Raw genomic sequence first — 22,450 nt, forward strand, 5'->3', positions numbered from 1 at the left:
CTTTTAGAAGGCAATGGATTTTAAATTCAGCCCGGTTTTTTCATCCATTCCAAAAGCTAGATTGAAATTTTGAACTGCCTGGCCGGATGCTCCTTTCAACAAATTATCTATGGCGGAATAGATTACCAATTGCCCTTCTTGTTTTTGAACATGAAGAATACATTTATTAGTATTTACGGCCTGCTTCAAATCAATATCTTGCTCCGAAACGAAAGTAAAAGCTGCATCCTGATAAAATTCCTGATAGGCCTTTACCGCCTCATCCTGAGTTCCCTCAAATGGAAAGTAAGCCGTAATCCAGATTCCTCTGGAGAAATTACCTCGATATGGTACAAACAGTATCTCAGAATCATAGGATAAATTAACCTGATTGAAAGTCTGCTTGATCTCTTTCAAATGCTGATGATTGAAGAGCTTATATACAGACATATTGCCTGTTCTATAACTGAAATGAGATGTTTCTGCCAGCTTTTTTCCCGCTCCGGTACTTCCAGTAATTCCTGATAGATGTAAGGTTTCTTTTACCCAACCTTTTGAAATAGCCGGAAGTAAAGCCAATTGAATGCCTGTTGCAAAACAACCAGGATTAGCAATTCTTTTTGAGGATTGAATTTGATTTTTGTTTACCTCAGGAAGTCCATATATAAACCCATTAGACTCATCTCTAAAGTCAGTGGATAAGTCTATGATTACTGTTTGATCAGAAAAGGAATGATTTTCTAAAAAGCCCTTCGTTTCACCATGCGGAAGCCCCAGGAATACAGCTTCTATTCCTTCTGTTTGAACTTGATCTGTAAATACCAAATCACAATCTCCAATAAGATCAGGATGAACAGAAATTACAGGCAGACCTTTTTGACTATTAGAATGCACATAGACCAATTCACACTGAGGATGATGGACCAGTAATCTCAGGAGCTCTCCACCAGTATATCCTGCTGCACCAATAATGGCTGTTTTGATTTTAGTCATTGCCAGAATTTACTTGATGGAAAATAGCTGTTTGATTGCCCAATATTCTGGTAAAACCTTTCACATCCTCACCGGTATAGCCTTTGTTCATTTCTCCGTAGCTACCGAACTTATTGGACATCAAGTCGTGGACTGAATGTATACCCAATAGTGTAAAACGGTAAGGCTGCAACAATACTCTGACATCACCACTCACAAACTCTTGGGTACTTTGCATAAATGCTTCCAAGTTTCTCATGATAGGATCTAAATAATGACCTTCATGCAGGTGGTTTCCATAAAATTCAGCCTGCTGATTTTTCCAGAAAAGTTGCCATTTGGTCAAAGTATGCTTTTCCAAAAGTTGATGAGCCTTAATAATGATTAAAGGCGCTGCTGCTTCAAAGCCAACCCTTCCTTTAATCCCAATAATCGTGTCACCAACATGAATATCACGTCCAATTCCGAATGGGGCTGCCAAGGCCTGAACCTTCTGAATAGCGTCTACGGGATTTTCAAATTGCTCTCCATTGACTCCCTTAAGCTCACCTTGAACGAAAGTCAATTTTATTTCTTTTGCTTCTTTTTCAGTCGCTTGTGTAGGCCAAGCTTCTTCCGGTAAATATTCGGATGAAGTCAATGTCTCTTTTCCACCTACAGAAGTTCCCCAAATACCCTTATTGATAGAATAAGCAGCTTTTTCAAAGTTCATAGAAACTCCGTGCTTCTTCAAGTATTCAATTTCTTCCTGGCGCGAAAGTTTCAGATCACGAATAGGGGTGATGATTTCAATATCAGGAACAATCGTCTGAAAAATCATGTCAAATCTTACTTGATCATTTCCGGCACCTGTGGATCCATGTGCAACAGCTTTAGCTCCGATTGATTTGGCATATTCAGCCAATGATTTTGCCTGCAAAATTCTCTCAGCAGATACAGATAGGGGATAGGTCTGGTTTTTTAATACATTCCCAAATACCAGATACTTGATAACCTCTTGATAATAAGTATCAACTACTTCTAATATTTTAAATGAAGCGATGCCCAGACTTTTTGCCCTGCTTTCAATTGTCTGAAGCTCTTCAGGGGAAAAGCCTCCAGTATTTACCAAAACCGCATGAACTTCATAGCCTAAATCCTTGGATAGATGTAAGGCACAGAATGTGGTATCAAGGCCTCCGCTATAAGCTAAAACAACTTTTTTCATAAGATAAGGGGTTCCAAATAGGTTTGAGATGATTAAAGGAAAATGCTTGTTGCTGCGTTTTTGGTTTTATTCAGCTTGAGCATCACATATTTTTTTAATCTGACCCAGCGGTCAAATAATTTGATTTTCTTTTTAAAATCTTGTCTTAAAGCCAATTCTGCCATTTGATTTTTCTTGGCATGTGGATCATAAAGCATGGCTGTACAAAGACAGTTTTGTCTGTTTTTAGCCATCAAAATCTCATAATTGATACAGCTCTGACACCCCTTCCAGAATTCATTATCATCTGTCAGGTCAGAATAAGAAACAGGGATATAGCCCAACTCAGAATTGATTTTCATTACAGCAGCTCCTGTAGTCAATCCGAAAATTTTGGAATCGGGATATTTCAAACGGCTTAATTTGAAAATCTCCTGCTTGATTTTTCTGGCTAGCCCATATTTTCTGAATTCAGGAGAAACTATAAGCCCTGAATTGGCCACATACTTTCCATGTCCCCAAGCTTCAATATAACAAAAGCCCGCCCAAACTCCGTCTGAAGTTAGAGCAATGATTGCTTTCCCTTCATCCATCTTGGTTTCTATATAGGCTGGACTTCTTTTCGCTATTCCTGTTCCACGAGCTTTGGCTGAATTAGCCATCTCGTCAGTGATCACCTCAGAATAGATTTTGTGAGAAGGGTCTGCAACAAGGATTTTAAATGAAATTTCTTCCATGGCTTTAGGCATGAATTGAAAATCCGATAGGCCGGATTGGTTTTAATAAATGATTAAGAGGGAAAATTTGCCGGGGTAGTTTTCCGCGTAGGAAAACCAGAAATACTACAGGGTCAAACCCTGAAAAAGAACCTGTGCCTCCTTGATGGAGAAAAAAGTAAATTCGCAGCAAGACACAACGTTAGTGGTAACGTGTGATTGGTTCTTGGCGCTATTTTTACAGTGTTAATCATTTGAATAGGGTCGCAAAGTTGAATGCTTTGAAAAGGAATTGCAAGAAAATTTTTCAAAAATTTAAAATTTCTTGAACTTCTTTAAAAATGACATAGGCAAACAAGCCTTTCTTCCCTCTTATCCTAAATTACCAAATATTATTTGGCATTTATTCTAAGTATTTCCTGATAAAGTTTTGATAGCCAGTACAAATTGATCCAACTCTTTTTCGGAAGTATACACATTCGGAGAAATTCTGCATCCTTTTACTCCGGCACCATCTATTGCAACTGTAAATATTTGAAAATCCTCAATCAGACGTTTAGCCAAATCAGCGGGCTTCATGCTTTCAATTCCTACATTAGCGATAGCACAGGACCTTTGGATTGCTTGAGGTGTATTGACTTGAACATTGGGGAGATCTCTGACCTGATCCGACCAATAGCGCTGAGTATATCTCAAGCGGTCCTCCTTTCTTTTACTACCTATTTTATTATGGAACTCAATCGCATTAATCACAGCCAAGTCAGTTGCTACTGGATGGGTTCCTGTATGGTTTAAATTGAGGATTCCTTCTCTATCCAATTCGTAAGGTGCCAATAAAGGCTTTATTTTACTGGATTTCCCCTTTTTAACATAAAGAAGCCCAGCACCTAGAGGCACACTTAGCCATTTGTGAAGGCTACTTCCGTAGTAATCACAATCTAGCTCATTCATATTAAACTGGAAATGCCCAACAGCATGAGCTCCATCCACCATCACTTCCACGCCATGCGAATGAGCCATATCACATATTTTTTTAATAGGAAGAATATGGCCGGTGATATTCACTATATGAGGTACCATCATCAATTTGGTGGCAGGAGTAATGGCTTGCTCATACACTGCCACGACCTCTTCATCTGTCTCCGGGTGCATGGGTATATCTATTTTTTTGATCTTGACACCGTGTCTCCTTGATGCTAATTCAAACATATTCAGCATACTCCCATAATCCTGATTGGACATGATGGCCTCATCTCCGGAATTCCATGGATAACCAGAAATAATCAAGTCCAGAGATTCGGTAGTGTTTCTGGTAATTACAACTTCCTCAGGAGATGCACCTACCAATTCAGCCAGCATGGCAGCGCTTTTGGCTTTATTTTCCCATTGAACAGTCCTCATATAGTGAGAGCCCTGATAATTAACTTCCCGAATATGAGCTATATACTTTTCCAGAGTTTCCTCCGGTAAAAAACAATAGTACCCATTTTCCAAATTGATATAATCTGGTTTGAGTTTATATCCAGCTCTGATCTGTTCCCACAAAGAGTCAGACTCAAAGTCAATTTCGGTAAACCCCTGTTTTTGGGCTTTTGCAGAAAATATGGAGCCGGAAGAAATCCCTAAAAAGGCCAAGGATTTTAGAAATGCGCGTTTGTTCATAGGGTATGTCTTAAAGGATATAGCTGATAATCCAGATAAAAAGAAGGAGTAGGGCAACCCAAGTGATCCAAGGAGATCTTTTTGGAAATTCAAACTGACAGATGGGACAAACTTTTGCCTTCTCATCTATTTCCATGGCACAGGAGGGGCATTCTTTCTTTTTCAAAATGGCTAGCGAACTCTTTTGATTCAAATTTGATTTCTACCAGTAATTAAGTCAAAATCTATGAAAATTGAAATCTGGTCGGACATCGTTTGTCCTTTCTGCTATATTGGTAAAAGAAAATTGGAAAGAGCTTTGAGCAAATTTCCACATCAAAACTTCATTGAAATAGAATGGAAAAGCTTCCAATTGAATCCTGATGAGAAAACTAACCCTTCCATCTCCACTATCGAGAATTTGGCGAAAAACAAAGGTTGGTCAATGACTCAAGCTAATGAAGCTGTTTCTTATGTTAAAAACATGGCTGCTCAAGAGGGTTTAGTCTTTAATTATGACAAGACAGTGGTTGCCAATACTAAAAATGGACATCGTTTGATTCACTTAGCTCAGCAGCAGGGAAAAGGAGACCAAATGAAGGAGCGATTACTGCAAGCTTACTTTACTGATGGTCTCAATATAGACGATGCAAATACGTTGGCTGCTTTGGGAAAAGAAGTAGGACTCGATGAAAAAACTATTCTGGAAATGCTATCTAGCAATCAACTGTTTGAAGATGTAGAAAAAGACATCTATGAATCTAGATTGATAGGAGTAAGCGGGGTTCCTTTCTTTGTTTTTGACAGGAAGTTTGGAATCTCCGGTGCGCAACCTGATGAGGTATTTGATCAAACTTTAGAAAAGGCCTGGTCAGAATACTCCAAAGAAAACAATCCTATTATCATGAATTCAGCTGATTCGGGAGATAGCTGCGATATGGAAGGTAATTGTTAAAAAAAATTAGCCGTTTCATCAATCGTGAAATAGTATTGATGAAACGGCTTTATTATCTCTACCAAACTCCCTGGGTTTTCATACGAAGGGTGTAAACAGCATCCATGGCAGTAATAAATAGCGTTTTTCTGTCCAATGAGCCAAAAACTACATTTGCGGTCCATTTTGCAGGTACTGGGATATGGGCGATTTTCTCTCCTTTTCTGTCAAAAACAGTGACTCCATCGCCTGTCAGGTATAAATTTCCTCGGCTATCTATAGTCATCCCATCAGAACCCATTTCGCAGAAAAGTTCTTTATTGGTTAAATAACCGTCTTCCCGAATCTCATATTTATAGGTTTTTTTATCCCCAATATCTGCTACATAGAGGTATTTGCCATCTGGAGAACCTACGATCCCGTTTGGTTTCACGAGGTCCTCTGCAACCCGAAATAACTCCGCTCTATCTTCGGATAAGAAATAAACGTGCTCGCCATCCTGTTCCATTTCCTTTCCTCTAATTCCTTCCCAATAGGGTCTTACGTACAAAGGGTCTGTGAAGAACAAACCTCCTTTTGGTCTAATCCACAGATCATTGGGTCCATTTAATTTTTTTCCTTTAAAAGCTGAAATTAAAATCTGCACATCTCCATCAGAGTCAATAGACCAAAGTTGATTGTCTTCATCAGCACAAGTCAGAAGGTTTCCATCAAGCATGAAATACATTCCATTTGATCTTCCCGCTTCATCTTTAAAAAGTGAAACTTCATTCGAAATTGCATTCCATTTGTAGATTTTATTATTGGGCTGATCAGTGAAGAATACGTCTCCAAATCGATTAACTGCAGGGCCTTCCGTAAATGAAAAACCGTCTTGTACTTTCACCAATTCGGCTCCTTTTTCTACGATTCCTCTTTTGTCTTCTATTTGAGCTTGCACTTGGATGATACTTAGAGAATAGGCTAAAGCTGAGCCCAACAGCATTTTTTTGGTCAAATTCATAATTGAATATTATTTTCTTTCCATAGCCACGACAATGACGTCTAGATCTTTGCTGTAAGCCAGTCTTGAAATATTTTGATGTGTTTCGGTTTGAATGGTACCCAGAAGAGACCAATTCTTTTCATTCCACTTGCGAATGTAAAGAGAATTTCCTCTTCCCATCAACAAGGTTTTTTTATCCAGCCAAATGAAATCCTGAGATCCTGCAAGGCTTAATCCTAAATCACCTTTTTCTTGGGATTCCAAATCCATATACTTTAACTCAAAGGCCTCTCCATCAGGTTGCTTAGCAGAGATATCTCTGGATAAATAAGTCATTTGAGATGTTTTGGGCCTTTTTTTAATGGATCTTCCTACATTTTCATCTATTTCCAACAAATCATTTCGGCCCTTGGCATAGATCAATTGATTGGGATTTCCCAATACAAACATGGCAGCCTTATTATCATACCAATCGTAATAGCCTACTGGTTCAATATCATCATAAAGCAATTCGGGTTCTCCAAAATTGGTTGGATACAACCATATTCTTTGCTTTCTATCTGGCTCAGTTACCACCGCTGCAATATATTGACCACAATCTGTAATCGAGGGTGAAAATTCACTTCTGTCAGCAGTCTTTGTCAGATTAGTAAATTTTCCATTTTCAAAATTATAAACGATGATATCATGATTTCCTTTATCGTCAGCTGCTGAAAAAACCAATTGATACTCATTGATAAATGAGGGCTGATTATCATATTCTTTTCGGTCAGTTATTGCCTTTTCGGATCCGCTGATTAGGTGAATCTTATTTCCTTTCCCTTTGGTGCTGATTTGCCACAAGTCGAAAGAGGTTTGGGCAAATAGAGAAGAGCAGGTGACTAGGAGAATTAATGCGGTAGGGTAAATTTTTTTATTCATTGATTTTACTTTCTCAGCCAACCAAATTACAAAATGAAGGTTAGAATGCTGTGGATAAATTAAAGCTTTATACAAATTCCAATTTTCAAGCGCTGAGAGGTCAGGGTGACCTATTAGCTGATGAAGCAGTGAAAAGTCTCGTGGCCAAACCTGAATGGATTGAAATTATTAACTCATGGGAAGAAATTCCTGAAGAAATTCCAGAGATTTTCGACTCTTCTGTTCAAAAATATTTCAATTTCTTCAATTCCTCAACGGACCACTACGATCTGGAAGTATTAAAAAAAGGCCAATTATTTTTTGAGAAAAAAGGGGATAGTTATTTAGGAATGCTGGGTTTTTATTCCTTGCCCTATTGTTATGCTTTTGCAGATGGAGCCGAAGTGCTGGTGAGATCTAATCGGATTGTCAATCAGATAGGAGAGAGGTTGGGCGAAACTGCTGTTTTCCTTATGGATATCTTCGCCCCGGGGGCGTTTTACGAGGATAAGAAGGCGATTTTAACTTGTGCTAAGGTCAGATTGATTCATGCATTTAGCAGATATTTTGTCGAGGCTTATGCAAAAGACTGGGATCCAAAATTTGGGAAGCCAGTTAATCAGGAAGATATGCTGGGTACTAATTTAGCCTTCTCCTATATTGTGTTGAGAGGGTTGATCAAAATGGGCAGAAGAATAGACAGGGAAGAAAGTGAAGCCATACTAGCCTACTGGAAGTGGATTGGTTATTTAATCGGCCTAGAGACTAAAAATTGGCCAAATACAGCAAGAGAGGCAATAGAAGTGGATCGACTGATAAGAAAAAGACAATTGAGGGCTTCTACTGCAGGCCAGCAGTTAATTCAGGCTTTGATTACTTATTACAAGAAATCTATTCCAGAACCATTATTAACTGAAAGAGTCGAAGATATTTTATATTTCTTTTTGGGAAAAGAAGCCTCAGATGCCTTGGGGATAGTACCAAAAAATCAATTGGAAGGAGGGATACTGGGCTTAATCTTCCAATATTCCGGATGGAAATCCTATGGAGGAAAAAAGAGCTATGCTTCCATTCGAAGAATGATGGAGCAACAGCAGAAAGAACAGTTTGGAAAGGTGATGAAAATCCAATTACCTGCGCGAAACCGTTCATAAACGAACACTTTTTTGTACGAATATCAGGCATGAAAAGAGAGTAATAGCCCTTTATAGGCTTTTTGAGCAGGATTTGTCTACTGGCACCTTTTTCGTACTTTACCGATCATGAAAGAAATCAGCAAACGGTTCAGCAGACTACCTCTTGAGCTTTTCTTTTGGATTGGAAGTATCATCGCAATTTTGATGATAGATCCTTCTTCGGCTAATCACTTCAGCCTTTGTCCTTTAGAAAATTTAGGAATCACTTGGTGTCCCGGATGTGGTCTAGGAAGAGCAATGAATCTTCTCGCGCGGGGAGAGTTTGAAGCCTCTTGGTCCATGCATCCACTAGCCATGTTGGCTTACGTGGTGATTCTTTCTAGAATTTGGAATTTGATTAAAAACCTAAAAACAACACACAATTATGGCTAATGTATTGAGACATCTTCCTGAATTGGAAGGTATGGAACTTGGATATATCCAGGGCTTGATGAAGAATATGGATGAAGATCAGGCTTCTCTATTTGCACAAGTTTACAGAGCAAGAAGAAAAGACTCCCAAATGATTCTAATCCTTACGCTACTTGGATTCTTTGGATTTGCCGGATTACACCGTTTTATATTGGGTCAAATTGGATTGGGTATACTCTATATCTTGACAGTAGGACTTTGTTTCATCGGTACTATTGTGGATTTGGTAAACTATAAAAGTTTGGCTTATGAGTATAATGTAAAAATGGCTCATGAAACTTTGGCCATGCTATCCAATTCTTATCCGAATATCATAGAGGAAAAATAATTAAACTTGATTACCACTTAACACCAACCTGAGAGCCTTGACGAAAGTCAGGGCTTTTTTTTACCAATTTTCATCAGAATTCATATCCTCATCATCGGAATTCAGCTCCCAAGAAATGCTGGAATTCGGATTTTTAAGCAGGTGAAAGGCTGACAAAATTTTTCCAGCCTCTTGTAATTCCTCGAAAGAGGCCTGCTGAAAATGAATGGGAATTTGATATAAATTACTGTCTTTAGAATTAAAGGGTGGGGCAACATCAGAATTAAAAAAATAAGGCCAAAGTGTCTTAGCACAGGAAATACCCCAGCGATCTATAGCAAATTCAGCCTGGTAAGAATTTAACCTCTCATTTATTTCTTCAAAAAATCGATTGGCTTCACCTAATCTGATTCTCGAACCAGCTCTAGATTTACCTTTGGTTTTCAAATACTTGATTTGAGACTTTCCTTGTTTTTGTCGAACCATGTAAGCTCTAAAAACCTTATGATCAAACAATTCTCCATGATGAAAAAGTCCAGTCACCGCTTGTCCCGCCCTAATTGCTACCAGAGCAGCCCGAAAATCATCATATCGCTTTAAGCGCACTCCATCCCATTTCTGATCCCAAGGCAGAAAAACTTTAGCTTCCCAAGAATCTTCTCCATCAAGGATAAGTTGGTGTTTTTCTGAATTATAGGATTTCTGCCAACCTCTAGCCTCTGCCAATCCCAACAGCTGTTCAAACTGAGAAAAAGTAAGTATTTCGGAATTGGGTATTTTCATGTGTTTATAATTTGTTTTTCGAAGGTTACATGGAATCTCGCAAAGGATATAATCATACCAGTGTGTATCGGCTCCGACATGCTCGATTTCATCTCTGTTATTGGTATTTCAGGAGTTTTAGATGGAGCGATTCAGCAGACTAAAGCATACGTAATAATAAATGGAATAAACCAATTGACTTCTCCTGATTAAATCATGTGATCCCCTTGGCAATTCGAGTATATTTGCAAAATAAAGGAAAAAGAATGGATCAGGATATAGAAAGACTTTTTGAAAAAATGTGTGACCCCAATGAGTCCGAGGCATATTTGTTTGCAGATAAATTGGGACTGAAGGCAGATGAAGAAGCTAAAAATAGGCTGATAGAAATGATTAAAGGCGATAATTGGGAAGTTGCTTATCTAGCCTGCAGAGCATTATCTAAAACCCATTGGCAAGAAGAAGCATTGGATGCCATTTTCGAAGTGATTTTTGATAAAAAGAATAAAAACCTTCAAGGAGCTTTTGTACAAATTTTAGAAGAGTATAACCTATCCGAACGATTTGTAGATGTATTCAGAGTTTATCTTTTTGGCAATTTCAAAGCATCTACTTTAGCCAAGGACCTTTTGGATCAGGTAGAGTTTGAGATTACTCCTCGAACGATACGTAAAGCTGAAAAACACTGGAACCACTACTTACATAATCCTGAGGATGAGGGAAGTGTAGCAATAAAAAAATCAGAAGTAGAACCTATGTTACTGGAAATGAGGGAATTATTTTCATAATAATTTGCAACTTTTCTTATTTTCCGGAGTTCTTTACTATATGCTGAATATAGATATTAAAGAAAGGCATCAGGAATTTTTTCTTGACTTTGGGTTTGAATTCAATCCCAATTATTCCACCTATGAGAAATCATTTCCCCTGGGTAAGCAGGCAATTTTTGTCCATTTTACAGAGTATCCAGATACCAATTATTTGGAATACAATTTAGGGGTAAGAATAGATACTGTTGAAGAATTGATCCACCGATTTTTACCTAGTCTCAGTGATTATTCTTCAAGGTCCTTAACCCTTATCCAAACTCCCAACAAAATTGATCCAAGCATCCCAAATCGGTTTGCTATTACCAGTGATTTTGAAATGGAAGAAGCTTTAATCAAAGCGGAGAAGTTTTTTATCAAAAACGGTTTCAAATGGCTGGATAAAATGAGCCATCCTTTGACTTTAGAAAACGCTTTTGTAGCCAAAGAAAATTATACATTTAAGAGTCAGAACTTTATCTATAATGCCTTTAGAGCTACAGCTTTGGCGAAATTATACAAGCCTGAGGATTATCTAATTGTGAGAGAAAACTTTTTAAATATGGTAGAAAAGCAACAAGTTACACCTTTCACTATTGCTTCTTATCTACAATTTCTCAGTCACCTTGATCAAGAAGTTTAGAACTTCCTTTTCACACCTCGAACAGCCTCTGCTTTGATGGGATCTTCTGGCCATTCATGTTTGGGATATCTTCTTTTCAATTCCTTTTTCACTTCGAAATATCCATTGCTCCAGAAGCTTTTTAAATCCTGGGTAAGCTGAACAGGTTTATATCCCGGAGACAATAACTCTATCAACAAAGGGATTTTTCCCTGATTGATTTTTGGTGTTTCCAGCATACCAAAAATTTCCTGAAGCCTGACTGAAAGGAGAGGAGCCTCATCGGGTGATCTGTATTGAATTTGGATCTTACTACCGGAGGGAACTTCCAACTTTTCGGGAACTAACTTTTCCAATTCTCCCTGGAGTTCGTAGTCTAAACTATGAATCAACAATTGTTTGAGATTGATTTTTTTCAAATCCTCATTTTTTTGAATATCATTCAAATAAGGGCTTAACCATTCCTCAGCTGATTCACAAAGGCCATCAACTGTCCAATTGGGCCATTTTTCATCTTGATTCCATTTTCTCAAAGCATTCACTCTATGGATCAATTGCAACGTTTCTTCATCAAAATTCAAAAGTAAATCACCGTCTTCACGAATAGCTTCTAAAATTGCTTCTTTGACCTTTGTACGATCATAATTTTTTAAAGGTCTGGAGCCTAAAATAATGGCTCCAATTCTATGTTCTGCCTGAGCTATCAAACCACCGTTTTTTCTATCCCAGCGCAAAACCTCCTTGGTTTTTACCAAAGGCACCAAGTCACGTGGATTTAATGGAGCTGCAAGCCATATTTTCCCCATACCTTCTCTAGCATCTATATCTGCCACAGCTATCCAAGACTCATGGGCTAAATCATCTCTATGGCCTATTTGAGCTATTTTACCATTGGCTAACTGAAACTGAGCATTATTTCCCGGTCTTGCTGATGCAATGCGCTCTGGGTAAGCGAAGGCCAAAAGAATTCCTGTTTGCCAAGGATCTACAGCACCATTTTCCGCTTCAACCTGAAACATCCGTCTGTATTGAGCTGCTACCTTCTCTATTTTCTTGATCCTCGGTATACTATGACCTCTACTTCTAAACCTTCTTAGGGCCTCAATTCTTAAATTCAAGTCAACTCCAGCCTCTGGTCCTAATGGATCCCGCTCTTCCAAAACTGCAGCTATGTCTGTTCCAAAACCCAACAAGTTCTGTTTTTTTGCATAGAGCAATAAATGCGCGATTCTAGGATGGCATGGCAGCTGATGAATTTCTTTTCCATGAGAGGTGAGTTGACCATGGTCTAATGCTTCCAAAGATTCCAAAGTCTTCTCTGCTAAGCTTAGATTTCCAGCCGGAGGAGGTGTAAGCCAGGTCATATCCCTGATTTCATCCTTTCCCCAAACTTTCATATCCAAAACTAAACCTGTCAAATCCGCCTCCATCAGTTCAGGAGTTCTAAATTCCTGTAATTGATTTTGCGTCGCTATAGACCAAAGCCTATAGGCCGTACCTGCTGTTAACCTTCCAGCACGTCCGCTTCTCTGATCCGCAGAATCAGCACTAATTCTGTGTAAAACCAACTTAGAAAGACCTGAACGAGGATCAAATCTATTGGATTTAGCATACCCAGAATCCACAACCACCTTGACACCCTCTATGGTTAGGGATGTCTCTGCAATATCTGTAGATAGGACAATTTTCCTTTTACCGCCCGCATGAGGCTGAATAGCTCTATTTTGCTCTGTTGGACTTAGCTGCCCATAGAGTGGTAAAATAAGGTCCTGCGGCAAGGCTTTTCTTAAAAGTGATTCTGCTTTTTTGATATCCCCCTGACCGGGTAAAAATACCAAGAAATCTCCCTCATGCTTCTTGGTCAATGGGATGATAGCTCTCGCTGTATCTTCCCCAATTGAATATTCATCAACAGGATTTAAATAATGAATATCTACTGGATATTGCCTACCAGAACTTTGGATTACTTTCGAATTCAACAAAGAAGAAAGCTCTTCTGAGTTGATGGTAGCTGACATCAATAGGATTTTTAAATCAGGTCTTAGTACTTCCTGAACTTCTCGGCATAAAGCCAAAGCAACCTCAGAATGCAGATTTCTTTCATGAAATTCATCAAAAATCACCAGTCCAACATCTTTCAATTCATTATCAGAATGCATCATTCTAGTTAGAATGCCTTCTGTAATCACCTCTAATTTAGTCCGATCACTTACCTGAGATTCAAAGCGAATTCTATAGCCTATTGTCTTTCCCACTTCTTCTCCAAGCATGGAGGCCATTCTCGTCGCGATACTTTTGGTAGCCAATCTTCTGGGCTCCAGCATCACTATTTTTTTTCCTTTAAGCCAATTTTCCTGAAGTAATGCCAAAGGCAAGAGTGTGCTTTTCCCTGCCCCTGGAGGAGCTTGAACGATCAAGGAATTATTGGATTGAAAATGGCTTTTTACATTGGGGATTATATCCGCAACTGGAAGCTGAAAGGAATAAAGATCAAAATCTGACATGAGTTTGCAAAAATAAAAAGGCCATCAAGATATTTCCTGATGGCCTCCAAAAACTTTAAAATCTAATTACATACTAGGAGCAAGCTTTGCTTCAGCTTTTCCATATTCCCACATAATGCTTAGCTTATTATCGGCAACTTCGTATTTCAAACGCTCCTGAAGAGAGGAAGATTGCTGAGAGGCAACTTTTACTCTCAACTGATCCTGGGAGGAATCGTAATCGAAAGCACCCCATTGCTTAGCTACTTTATTGAAGATGAAAGTGGATTCATATTCTCCAGGAATGATGAAGAAACTATAGGTTCCAGCTGGTAACTTTTGACCCTCTACCAAAATATCCTTAGTAGTGGTAATGGTAGTGGCTTCATTAGCACCAGCACGCCAAACTTGACCCAAAGGCACTAAATCACCCCAGATCATTCTGCCTTTAACAGCAGGAGAGGAGTAATTCACAGTAATTTTAGCATCACCAACAGAGCCCTCTGCGGTCATAGCTGGGCTGGCTTTTTCTTGGGCTTGGGCTGCAAAAGCAAATCCAGCAAATACTGCCAAAGCAAAAATCTTTCTCTTTAAATTCATGGTTTTCAGTTTTTTTGAATTGGATAATTTACAGAAAATTCAGAAATATTTCAGATTCTATTTTCCCAACTCTGTTAAAGCATGCTAAATCTTTACCCAAGCTTGCTTTTTATTACTCTCAATGATTCTTTCTCCGATAATTAATTCTCTTAAACCATCTGAAAAGGTTGGAAAGCTTGGGCTATCAGGCTGTTTTCCAGTTCTTACAGCTGCATAAACTTCTTTAAACATCTGCTTAGAAGTATCTGGGAACCCTTCATTATGTCCGCCAGGGAAACTAATCAATCCGGCAGCTTCTGGAGTAAATAAAGCTGGATCTTTCATCAAATGCTGATTAGCACTTTCTCTTTTTCCAATCCACAATTCATTCGGTCTTTCTGAATTGAATTCAAAATTCGACTTGGAGCCTGCGATTTCAATATTCAATCTGTTTTTTCTACCCGCATTGACTTGAGAAACAGTAATTGACCCTTTACTTCCATTGTCAAAACGAAGCATCACAGTGGCGTGGTCTTCTGTATTGATTGGAACCTCCTCGTAATCATCCATACTTAGCATTTTACCTGAGTATGTTTCGATCGCTTTAAGAGGCTTCAAACGGGTTTTGTGAACAGTAGAAAAATCTGCCATAACTTCCGTGATTTTCAAACCAGTCACATATTCTGTGATATCCAATAAGTGAGACCCGATATCGGCAATAGCTCTGGAATCACCGGATTTATCAGGTTCTAATCTCCAATTATAATCTGTTTGTAAAAAGAGCCAATCCTGAAGGTAAGAGCCCATAACTGCATAAACCTCACCCAAGTCGCCACTTTCTCTCATGGTTTTCATTTGTCTTACCACAGGATAATAACGGAGATTGAAATGCACTGCGTTAACCAACCCTTTGCTTTTAGCCAAAGACACTAACTCCTCTGCTTCATCTATTTTTACTGCTAAAGGCTTTTCGCAAATGACATGCTTTCCTGCCTCTAAAACTGCTTTTGCTTGCGCATAATGCAGAAAGTTTGGAGTACAAATATGAACAACATCGATTTCAGATACTTTAAGCATGTCCTCGAAGGTATAAGCATTGGGTATACCTAAAAGTCTGGCCTTTTCTTCAGCCAATTCTTGATTGACTTCTACTAAGCCAGTGACCATTACATTAGGAATTCTTCGAAGTGCTTCCAGGTGAGCCGGTCCAATAAATCCGGTACCCACGATGGCTGCTTTAATCGTTTGAGACATAGGTTATGTAGGTTTTATGTGTTTGAATAAAGTTTCAAATTAGGAAAAATGAATCAATTTCACTCATGACTTTTGATCACAAATTCAAGTCTTAAGAAAGCCCTAAAAGACTATGATCAAGAATGTATTAAAAAATACTAGCCTTTCTTTCCTGAAAATCAGAGAGATCTACCAAGTCAGGATTGATCCACCAAGGATAAAGTTCGGGTTGACTTTCTTCTTTAATTTCTATCATAGAACCGATTTTAGGCACCCTGATTTTCAATCCTAATTCCTGAGATTTGGCCAAAACACGCTCCACGGGGTCTGTCCAAGAATGCATAGCTAAGCTAAAGGCTCCCCAGTGAATGGGCATAAACTCTTTTGCTTTCAGATCCAGAGCAGCCAATGCCGTTTCTTCAGGCATCATATGGATTTCCTTCCAATTTTCATTGTATTGCCCGCATTCCAACATAGCAAAATCAAATGGCCCAAAACGATTTCCAATCTCTTGAAAATGTGGACCATACCCACCATCTCCGCTAAAAAATAGCTTTTCTTCTTTACCAATAATCACCCATGATCCCCAAAGTGTACTAAAGCGATTATTCAATCCACGGCCAGAAAAATGCCTGCTGGGAGTAAAAATCAAAGATATATCCTGAACCTTGAAGTCTTCCCACCAATCCAACTCAGTTATCCTAGCTTTCTCAATTCCCCAAGCTTCCAAATGAGCTCCCACGCCTAAAGGGACTGCAAACTGCTTTGTTTTTCCAGCTAATTTCTTGACTGACCCATAATCTAAATGATCATAATGATCATGAGAGAAAAGAATCATATCAATCACCGGCAACTCTTCAATTTCTATAGGAAGCTCTTTGAAAAATCTGGGGTTTCCCAACTAAGGATGGGGAGAGGGAACTTCCCCAAGCATGGGATCTAACAAGATATTTTTGCCGTCTATTTGAAGTAAAAATGCAGAATGGCCAAACCAAAATAGCCTTGTGGATGAACTATTGAGTAGTTCAAGAGAATCAATTTTTACTATCGGGATATCGAAATCCGGTTTTCTGCCTGGATCATTTTTGAAGAACTCAGGAAGTAGCTTGATGGCTTTCGCTAAATCCATTCCCATTTCAGTTGCTTGAAGGTTATGAAACTTGCCATCTGAATAATGATCCAATTTTTCAAATTCGCGAAGTTGCTCTGGTGAAGGCTTACCTCCAAACTGAGGGCTAAAACTGATAAAAAGAAAACCGAAAAGGAGAGGTGCCAAAAAAAGGATAAGTACGAAGAGTAATATTTTTTTTAGCACAGGAAAATGGATTTTAGGTTTTGTTTGAGCCAGAACTTGAAAATTATTTTATTAACCAAAAAAGGAGAAAAAAGGTCCGAGTACTTTGATTTTTTTATCATTTATTTCAATTAGGCCTCATTATTTGCCGATCAGACAATTAGGAAGTCAGATTTCCATAAATGGCATTTATCAAGGGATGATTTTTTGTAACTTATGAGCAAATAAAAGAAACATGGCAACTTTCAACTTAAAAGTAAACGGTAAAAATCATCAGGTGGATGTGGAAGATGATACCCCTTTATTGTGGGTTTTGCGAGATCACCTGGGATTAGTCGGAACCAAATTTTCTTGTGGTGTAGCTCAATGTGGGGCATGTACTGTTCACATAAATGGCAATTCCACTTTCTCCTGTGTCACACCTATTTCCAGTGTAGGCAATTCAGAAGTTATCACCATCGAAGGTCTTTCGGAAGATGGAGATCATCCTGTTCAAAAAGCATGGGAAGAAGTCGATGTAGCCCAATGTGGCTATTGTCAGGCTGGACAGATAATGCAAGCTGCAGCATTTCTGAAAAGCAACCCCAATCCTTCAATGGATGAAATTGACAATGCGATGAATAGAAACATCTGTCGCTGTGGCACCTATCACAAAATTCGAGAAGCAGTAGCATTAGCCGCTAAAACCAAATAATCATGAGCACAGTAACAAGAGCGAGCAGAAGAGATTTTCTGAAGATTGCCGGAACCACGGCAGGTGGATTATTTATTGGTTTCAACTGGTTCAGTTGCGATTCCCCGAAAGTAGAGGTATTGAGTACTGAGGAAATTTTATCTCAGGCTAAAAACTTCAATAGTTATTTATCCATCTCTCCAACTGGCGATGTGGTGATCTATTCTCCTAATCCTGAATTGGGGCAAAACATCAAGACTTCTTTTCCAATGGTCGTAGCCGAAGAATTGGATGCTGATTGGGAAAAAGTCAGAGTAATTCAGGCCAATTTGGATACAGAAAAATATGATCGTCAATTGACTGGTGGTTCAGGGGCTATGCCACACAGCTGGGAGAGATTACGTACAGCAGGGGCAACAGCCAAATATGTATTAGTAGCTGCTGCTGCGAAAACATGGAATGTTCCAGCAGAGGAAATTACAGTAGAAAAAGGCATCATTTCACACAAAGGAAGTGGGAAAAGTGCACACTTTGGAGAGTTCGTGACAGAAGCTGCCACCATGACTGCTCCTGAGCAAGTGACTTTCAAAGACAAAAAAGATTTTAAAATCATCGGGACTCCGGTGAAAAATGTGGATGCCAAGGAGATGTATACCGGGCAGCCATTATACGGATTAGATTTTTACAGGGAAGGAATGCTTCATGCCATGATTCAAAGAGCACCTTTTGGAATGAAAATCAAATCTGTCGACGATGCTGCAGCAAGAGCAGTGACTGGAGTTCAGGAGGTGGTAACTTTTGGAAATTCAGTCGCTGTGGTAGGTTCATCAACTTGGCCATTGATGAAAGCTAAAAAGCTGCTTCGAATTGAATATGAGCCAGAAGGCAAGGTAGAAAGTTCAGCAGACCACGATAGAATTTTCAAAGAGTTATTGGCTTCTGGAAAAGCGGAAGTTCGAAGAAAAGACGGTAACGTAGACGCAGCTTTTAAAAATGCCGCTAAAGTAGTGAGCGCTGAATATCAATGTCCTTTCTTGGCGCATTCTCCTATGGAACCAGAAAACTTCTTTGCCCATGTAAAAGGAGATAAATGCGAATTAATTGGTCCTACCCAAACTCCAGATAGAGCTAGACAGTCGGCTGCTCAAATCTTGGGAATTCCAGCTGAAAATATCACAGTGGAAATCACACGTCTGGGAGGAGGATTTGGAAGAAGACTTCGCGCCGACTATGTAGAGGAAGCGGTGGAAGTATCCAGAGCTATGAATGCACCAGTCAAGGTAACTTGGAGTAGAGAAGATGAACTCACAGGAGGCGCTTATAGACCGGCTGTAAGATACAGATTTGAAGCGGCCTTGGACGAATCGGGAAATATGATTGCATATAAACTCCGTGGAGTAGGGATGAATGCTGGTAATACAACCCGGGAGCATAATTTTCCTTCAGGAGCTGTGGACAATGTCTTGATCGAATCAGTGAATTATGAATCAAGTATCACAACCAATGCCTGGAGAGCTCCAATTACGAACTTCCTCGCTTATGCAGAGCAGAGTTTTTTGGATGAGGTAGCATTGGAAGCGGGCAAAGATCCTGTTCAGTTTAGATTGGATTTGCTTCAAAGGGCAAAAACCAATCCGGTGGGAGAGCTAGGCTATGATGTAGATCGAATGATTGGAGTTGTTCAAGCCGCCAAGGAAAAATCCAATTGGGGTAAAAATCCAAACGTGAAACAGGGATTCTCTGTGTACTTCTCTCATAGATCTTATGTTGCTCAAGTAGCTGATATCGCTATGGAAGGAGGTACTCCGACACTTAAGAAAATAACTGCGGTTACAGATTGTGGAATGGTTATCAATCCAATTGGAGCAAACCATCAGGTAAGAGGTGGCATTGTGGATGGAATGGGCCACGCAATGTATGGAAATCTAACTTTCGAAAATGGTGTGCCAAAGCAGAAAAACTATGACACCTATCGCTTAATTCGAATGAAAGAAGTTCCTGAAATTGAAACTCATTTCCTAACAACTGACTTTGATCCTACTGGCTTAGGAGAACCTGCACTACCTCCAACAGGTGGTTCTATTGCAAACGCGATATTTGCTGCGACAGGTAGAAGGTTGAGAAGTCAACCATTTATTGAGCAGAAAGAATTTTCAGATATCAAATTAGATATCCGAAGAGCTTAAGGTAATAAGGTGTTAAATTAAAAAGCCGCCAATGTGAATTGGCGGCTTTTTTTTTTAAATAAATACCGAATTATTGAATAGCTGCTGCTTCAGCTTTTAGCATTTCATGATCATCATTCAGACCAGCATTAATAAATTCCTGAGCTGCCTCTGTTTTCTCCTGGCCATTTTTTAGTAAAACGCCCAAGACTAACATGACACCAATTCGAGTACCCACTTTTTTAGCAGCCGTATTGAATAAAGGTTCAATTTCCTCATAGCTCACTTCTTCAGCTAATTTGAGTATAGATGCTTTAGCATTCGCCAACTTTTCTTCTGGAAGATTGGTTAGCTTTTTACTCAATTGCTGAATCTCGTTCAAAGGACTTCTTTTACCCTGATTCTGCTGAACAGCAGGCTGTTTTGGTTGCTGCGCTGCTGTATTTTGCTTAGCCCAAGAATCTTTTAAGCCTACAGTTTTATTGAAAATCAACTGCCCCTCCTTGGAATCTGTGTCTAAAGTAAAGTAACCCAATCGCTGAAATTGGTATTTATCATCCAAAGTAGCTTGAGCTAAATAGGGCTCCAAATAGGCCTTTTTGATGATATTCAAAGAGTTCGGATTGATAAACTCCATGAAGTTTTTGTCCTCATGTGCATCAGGAGCCTCATCAAGGAACAACCTATCATACTCCCTTACTTCAGCAGTGATAGCATGGGCTATTGAAACCCAATGAAGTGTTCCCTTTACTTTTCTTAAACTTGCTTCAGTACCGCTTCCGGATTTGGAGTCCAAATCCACCGTACAATGAATTTCTGTAATATTTCCAGCATCATCTTTTACCACAGAATCTGCTTTAATGATATAGGCACTTTTTAAACGAACCTCATTACCCAAAGAAAGTCTAAAGAATTTCTTATTCGCTTCTTCTTTGAAATCTTCTCTTTCAATATAAAGTTCTTTGGAAAATGGTACTTCATGAGTTCCTGAATTAGGATCTTCAGGATTATTTTCCATAGAAAGCATTTCTACCTTACCCTCAGGATAATTGGTCAAAACCACTTTCACAGGATCCAAAACCGCCATTACTCTGGTAGCAGTTTTATTCAAGTCTTCCCGGATACAATATTCCAATAAGGAAACGTCAGTGACATTGTCCCGCTTAGAAATACCGGATAAATCAGAGAATTTTCGGATAGACTCCGGAGTGTAGCCTCTTCTTCTTAAACCTGAAATAGTTGGCATACGAGGATCATCCCAACCTGAAACGACTTTCTTCTGTACCAATTCTAATAATTTCCGCTTACTCATCACGGTATAGCTCAAATTTCTTCGGGCAAATTCCCGCTGCTTTGGGCGCAGAAGCGTAGGATCATAGATCTGATCCAGATACCAGTCATAAAGCTCTCTGTGTAGCTTAAACTCTAAGGTACACAATGAATGAGATACCTGCTCAATATAATCCGATTCACCATGAGCCCAATCATACATTGGATAAATGCACCAATCACTTCCTGTACGGTGATGCGGAGCATTGATAATCCTGTAAAGAATAGGATCACGCATATGCATATTCGGAGAGGCCATGTCAATTTTGGCTCGAAGGAGATAAGATCCTGCAGGAAACTCCCCATTCTTCATCTTTTCGAAAAGCTCCAGACTTTCAGCCACAGGTCGATCTCTGAAAGGGCTTGGCTTTCCTGGACTGGTAGGTGTACCTTTTTGCTCTGCAATCTGTTCGGATGACTGTTGATCTACATAGGCTTTGCCTTCTTTGATCAATTGAACAGCCCAATCATACAGCTGCTGAAAATAATCAGAAGAATAGCATTCATTAGCCCATTTGAAGCCAAGCCATGCAATGTCTCGTTTGATTGCATCTACATATTCCTGCTCTTCTTTGGCAGGGTTGGTGTCATCAAAGCGAAGATTTACAGGAGCATTGTACTTTTCTCCCAATCCAAAATTCAAACAGATGGAAGCAGCGTGGCCAATATGCAGATAACCATTCGGCTCCGGAGGAAAGCGAAAACGGAGTTTTTCCTTCGGAAGACCTTTGGCTAAATCCTCTTCTATAATTTGTTCAATAAAATTGAGTGTCTCTGGTGATTCTTTCATAATTGAAAAACTGAATGCCAAAATTACTTCAAATGAAAGGAATTGCAACCTTTCATTTAAAATGAGGCAGATGAATTTGAGAATAATTCAGGTTCTATAGAAAGAGAAAAAAATCAGATCTCATCCATTTCTCTGCTTGGCCAATAAGGCCCTATCAGTTTTAATTTGGAAGATTTTGAATCAAATTCAAAATCAATTTTTAAAGATTCTCTCACTTGTTCATGAATGGCCAGGCAGGCATTAAAATGAACCAAAGAAAAATCTACCTCAAAACTGCCTGAATTAGAACCAGAAAATTGAGGCTCGGTTTTTAAGTTTACATCCTCGGCTACTGCGCCATCTTTTTTGTAGTAATAAGAAAGAAAAATGCCCAAATCTTTTTTTTTGGCTTTCAAGAAAGAACTCAATGAATCGTCTTTTATTTGAGATTTGGGATAGTCAAATGTCCAAGTTTCTTGCATACTGCAATTTAACTATCTAAAATGAA

At 39.1% G+C, this 22,450-nt stretch carries 23 protein-coding genes; 8 read left to right on the top strand and 15 right to left on the bottom strand.

What is annotated here, in order from left to right; translation table 11 throughout:
• Window positions 1-3: 3 nt before the first annotated feature.
• From argC to GYM62_RS06980, 5 genes are all read right to left on the bottom strand, one after another.
• Complete coding sequence (argC, locus tag GYM62_RS06960; protein ID WP_219958871.1) at window positions 4-972, bottom strand: N-acetyl-gamma-glutamyl-phosphate reductase; 969 nt, start codon at window positions 970-972, stop codon at window positions 4-6.
• Window positions 965-2,158, bottom strand: a complete 1,194-nt coding sequence (locus GYM62_RS06965; RefSeq protein WP_219958872.1) for an argininosuccinate synthase — start codon at window positions 2,156-2,158, stop codon at window positions 965-967. Before GYM62_RS06965 ends, argC begins: the two co-directional genes overlap by 8 nt.
• 32 nt (window positions 2,159-2,190) lie before the next feature.
• A complete protein-coding gene (locus GYM62_RS06970) occupies window positions 2,191-2,874 on the bottom strand; it encodes a GNAT family N-acetyltransferase (protein ID WP_091650962.1) in 684 nt (227 codons plus the stop codon).
• Window positions 2,875-3,261: 387 nt separating this feature from the next.
• Window positions 3,262-4,515 carry an aminotransferase class V-fold PLP-dependent enzyme gene (locus GYM62_RS06975; protein WP_219958873.1) on the bottom strand — a complete coding sequence of 418 codons (1,254 nt, stop codon included), beginning with the start codon at window positions 4,513-4,515 and terminating at the stop codon, window positions 3,262-3,264.
• 10 nt (window positions 4,516-4,525) lie between these two features.
• Entirely contained in the window at window positions 4,526-4,708 is a 183-nt protein-coding gene (locus GYM62_RS06980) for a hypothetical protein (RefSeq protein ID WP_091650814.1), read from the bottom strand.
• Between the two features lie 33 nt (window positions 4,709-4,741).
• On the opposite strand from GYM62_RS06980, the gene GYM62_RS06985 reads away from it, so the two are divergent.
• Window positions 4,742-5,449, top strand: a complete 708-nt coding sequence (locus GYM62_RS06985; RefSeq protein ID WP_219958874.1) for a DsbA family protein — start codon at window positions 4,742-4,744, stop codon at window positions 5,447-5,449.
• Between the two features lie 58 nt (window positions 5,450-5,507).
• Here GYM62_RS06985 and GYM62_RS06990 read toward each other — a convergent pair whose 3' ends face one another.
• Entirely contained in the window at window positions 5,508-6,431 is a 924-nt protein-coding gene (locus tag GYM62_RS06990) for an SMP-30/gluconolactonase/LRE family protein (protein WP_219958875.1), read from the bottom strand.
• A 9-nt stretch (window positions 6,432-6,440) separates the two neighbouring features.
• Window positions 6,441-7,334 (bottom strand): hypothetical protein, encoded by an 894-nt coding sequence (locus GYM62_RS06995; protein WP_219958876.1) that lies wholly within the window; start codon window positions 7,332-7,334, stop codon window positions 6,441-6,443.
• A 50-nt stretch (window positions 7,335-7,384) separates the two neighbouring features.
• Here GYM62_RS06995 and GYM62_RS07000 point away from each other — a divergent pair, with 50 nt between their 5' ends.
• The 3 genes from GYM62_RS07000 to GYM62_RS07010 all read left to right on the top strand — a co-directional run bounded on the left by GYM62_RS07000 (window position 7,385) and on the right by GYM62_RS07010 (window position 9,248).
• The gene (locus GYM62_RS07000) at window positions 7,385-8,467 is read left to right on the top strand and encodes an oxygenase MpaB family protein (protein ID WP_219958877.1); all 1,083 of its coding nucleotides are present in this window, start codon (window positions 7,385-7,387) and stop codon (window positions 8,465-8,467) included.
• 108 nt (window positions 8,468-8,575) lie between these two features.
• Window positions 8,576-8,881: a DUF2752 domain-containing protein gene (locus GYM62_RS07005; RefSeq protein WP_091650804.1), complete on the top strand. Its 306-nt coding sequence runs from the start codon at window positions 8,576-8,578 to the stop codon at window positions 8,879-8,881.
• Window positions 8,874-9,248 carry a TM2 domain-containing protein gene (locus tag GYM62_RS07010; protein WP_219958878.1) on the top strand — a complete coding sequence of 125 codons (375 nt, stop codon included), beginning with the start codon at window positions 8,874-8,876 and terminating at the stop codon, window positions 9,246-9,248. The genes GYM62_RS07005 and GYM62_RS07010 overlap by 8 nt, the downstream gene beginning before the upstream one ends.
• 60 nt (window positions 9,249-9,308) lie before the next feature.
• Here the strand turns inward: GYM62_RS07010 and GYM62_RS07015 are convergent, their stop codons facing one another.
• A complete protein-coding gene (locus tag GYM62_RS07015; RefSeq protein ID WP_219958879.1) occupies window positions 9,309-10,010 on the bottom strand; it encodes a hypothetical protein in 702 nt (233 codons plus the stop codon).
• A 206-nt stretch (window positions 10,011-10,216) separates the two neighbouring features.
• Here GYM62_RS07015 and GYM62_RS07020 point away from each other — a divergent pair, with 206 nt between their 5' ends.
• Complete coding sequence (locus GYM62_RS07020; RefSeq protein WP_255590606.1) at window positions 10,217-10,777, top strand: HEAT repeat domain-containing protein; 561 nt, start codon at window positions 10,217-10,219, stop codon at window positions 10,775-10,777.
• Window positions 10,778-10,817: 40 nt separating this feature from the next.
• Entirely contained in the window at window positions 10,818-11,438 is a 621-nt protein-coding gene (locus tag GYM62_RS07025; RefSeq protein WP_219958880.1) for a hypothetical protein, read from the top strand.
• Here GYM62_RS07025 and hrpB read toward each other — a convergent pair.
• The 5 genes from hrpB to GYM62_RS07050 form a co-directional block, all read right to left on the bottom strand.
• Window positions 11,435-13,921, bottom strand: coding sequence for an ATP-dependent helicase HrpB (hrpB, locus tag GYM62_RS07030; RefSeq protein ID WP_219958881.1), 2,487 nt, complete (start codon window positions 13,919-13,921; stop codon window positions 11,435-11,437). The genes GYM62_RS07025 and hrpB overlap by 4 nt on opposite strands.
• Before the next feature lie 66 nt (window positions 13,922-13,987).
• A complete protein-coding gene (locus GYM62_RS07035) occupies window positions 13,988-14,500 on the bottom strand; it encodes a DUF2911 domain-containing protein (RefSeq protein WP_219958882.1) in 513 nt (170 codons plus the stop codon).
• An 84-nt stretch (window positions 14,501-14,584) separates the two neighbouring features.
• Complete coding sequence (locus tag GYM62_RS07040; RefSeq protein ID WP_219958883.1) at window positions 14,585-15,733, bottom strand: Gfo/Idh/MocA family protein; 1,149 nt, start codon at window positions 15,731-15,733, stop codon at window positions 14,585-14,587.
• Between the two features lie 127 nt (window positions 15,734-15,860).
• A complete protein-coding gene (locus tag GYM62_RS07045) occupies window positions 15,861-16,613 on the bottom strand; it encodes an MBL fold metallo-hydrolase (protein WP_219958884.1) in 753 nt (250 codons plus the stop codon).
• Window positions 16,614-17,027, bottom strand: a complete 414-nt coding sequence (locus GYM62_RS07050; protein ID WP_219958885.1) for an MBL fold metallo-hydrolase — start codon at window positions 17,025-17,027, stop codon at window positions 16,614-16,616.
• Window positions 17,028-17,241: 214 nt separating this feature from the next.
• On the opposite strand from GYM62_RS07050, the gene GYM62_RS07055 reads away from it, so the two are divergent.
• Together GYM62_RS07055 and GYM62_RS07060 are read left to right on the top strand one after the other, a co-directional pair.
• Complete coding sequence (locus tag GYM62_RS07055; RefSeq protein WP_144604022.1) at window positions 17,242-17,700, top strand: (2Fe-2S)-binding protein; 459 nt, start codon at window positions 17,242-17,244, stop codon at window positions 17,698-17,700.
• Window positions 17,701-17,702: 2 nt separating this feature from the next.
• The gene (locus GYM62_RS07060) at window positions 17,703-19,865 is read left to right on the top strand and encodes a xanthine dehydrogenase family protein molybdopterin-binding subunit (RefSeq protein WP_219958886.1); all 2,163 of its coding nucleotides are present in this window, start codon (window positions 17,703-17,705) and stop codon (window positions 19,863-19,865) included.
• A gap of 70 nt (window positions 19,866-19,935) precedes the next feature.
• Here the strand turns inward: GYM62_RS07060 and GYM62_RS07065 are convergent, their stop codons facing one another.
• Both GYM62_RS07065 and GYM62_RS07070 read right to left on the bottom strand, forming a co-directional pair.
• Complete coding sequence (locus tag GYM62_RS07065) at window positions 19,936-21,963, bottom strand: glutamine--tRNA ligase/YqeY domain fusion protein (protein ID WP_219958887.1); 2,028 nt, start codon at window positions 21,961-21,963, stop codon at window positions 19,936-19,938.
• A 113-nt stretch (window positions 21,964-22,076) separates the two neighbouring features.
• Complete coding sequence (locus GYM62_RS07070; RefSeq protein ID WP_219958888.1) at window positions 22,077-22,424, bottom strand: hypothetical protein; 348 nt, start codon at window positions 22,422-22,424, stop codon at window positions 22,077-22,079.
• Window positions 22,425-22,450 lie beyond the last annotated feature (26 nt).

This window comes from Algoriphagus sp. NBT04N3 (assembly GCF_019443765.1).
Lineage (GTDB): Bacteria > Bacteroidota > Bacteroidia > Cytophagales > Cyclobacteriaceae > Algoriphagus > Algoriphagus ornithinivorans.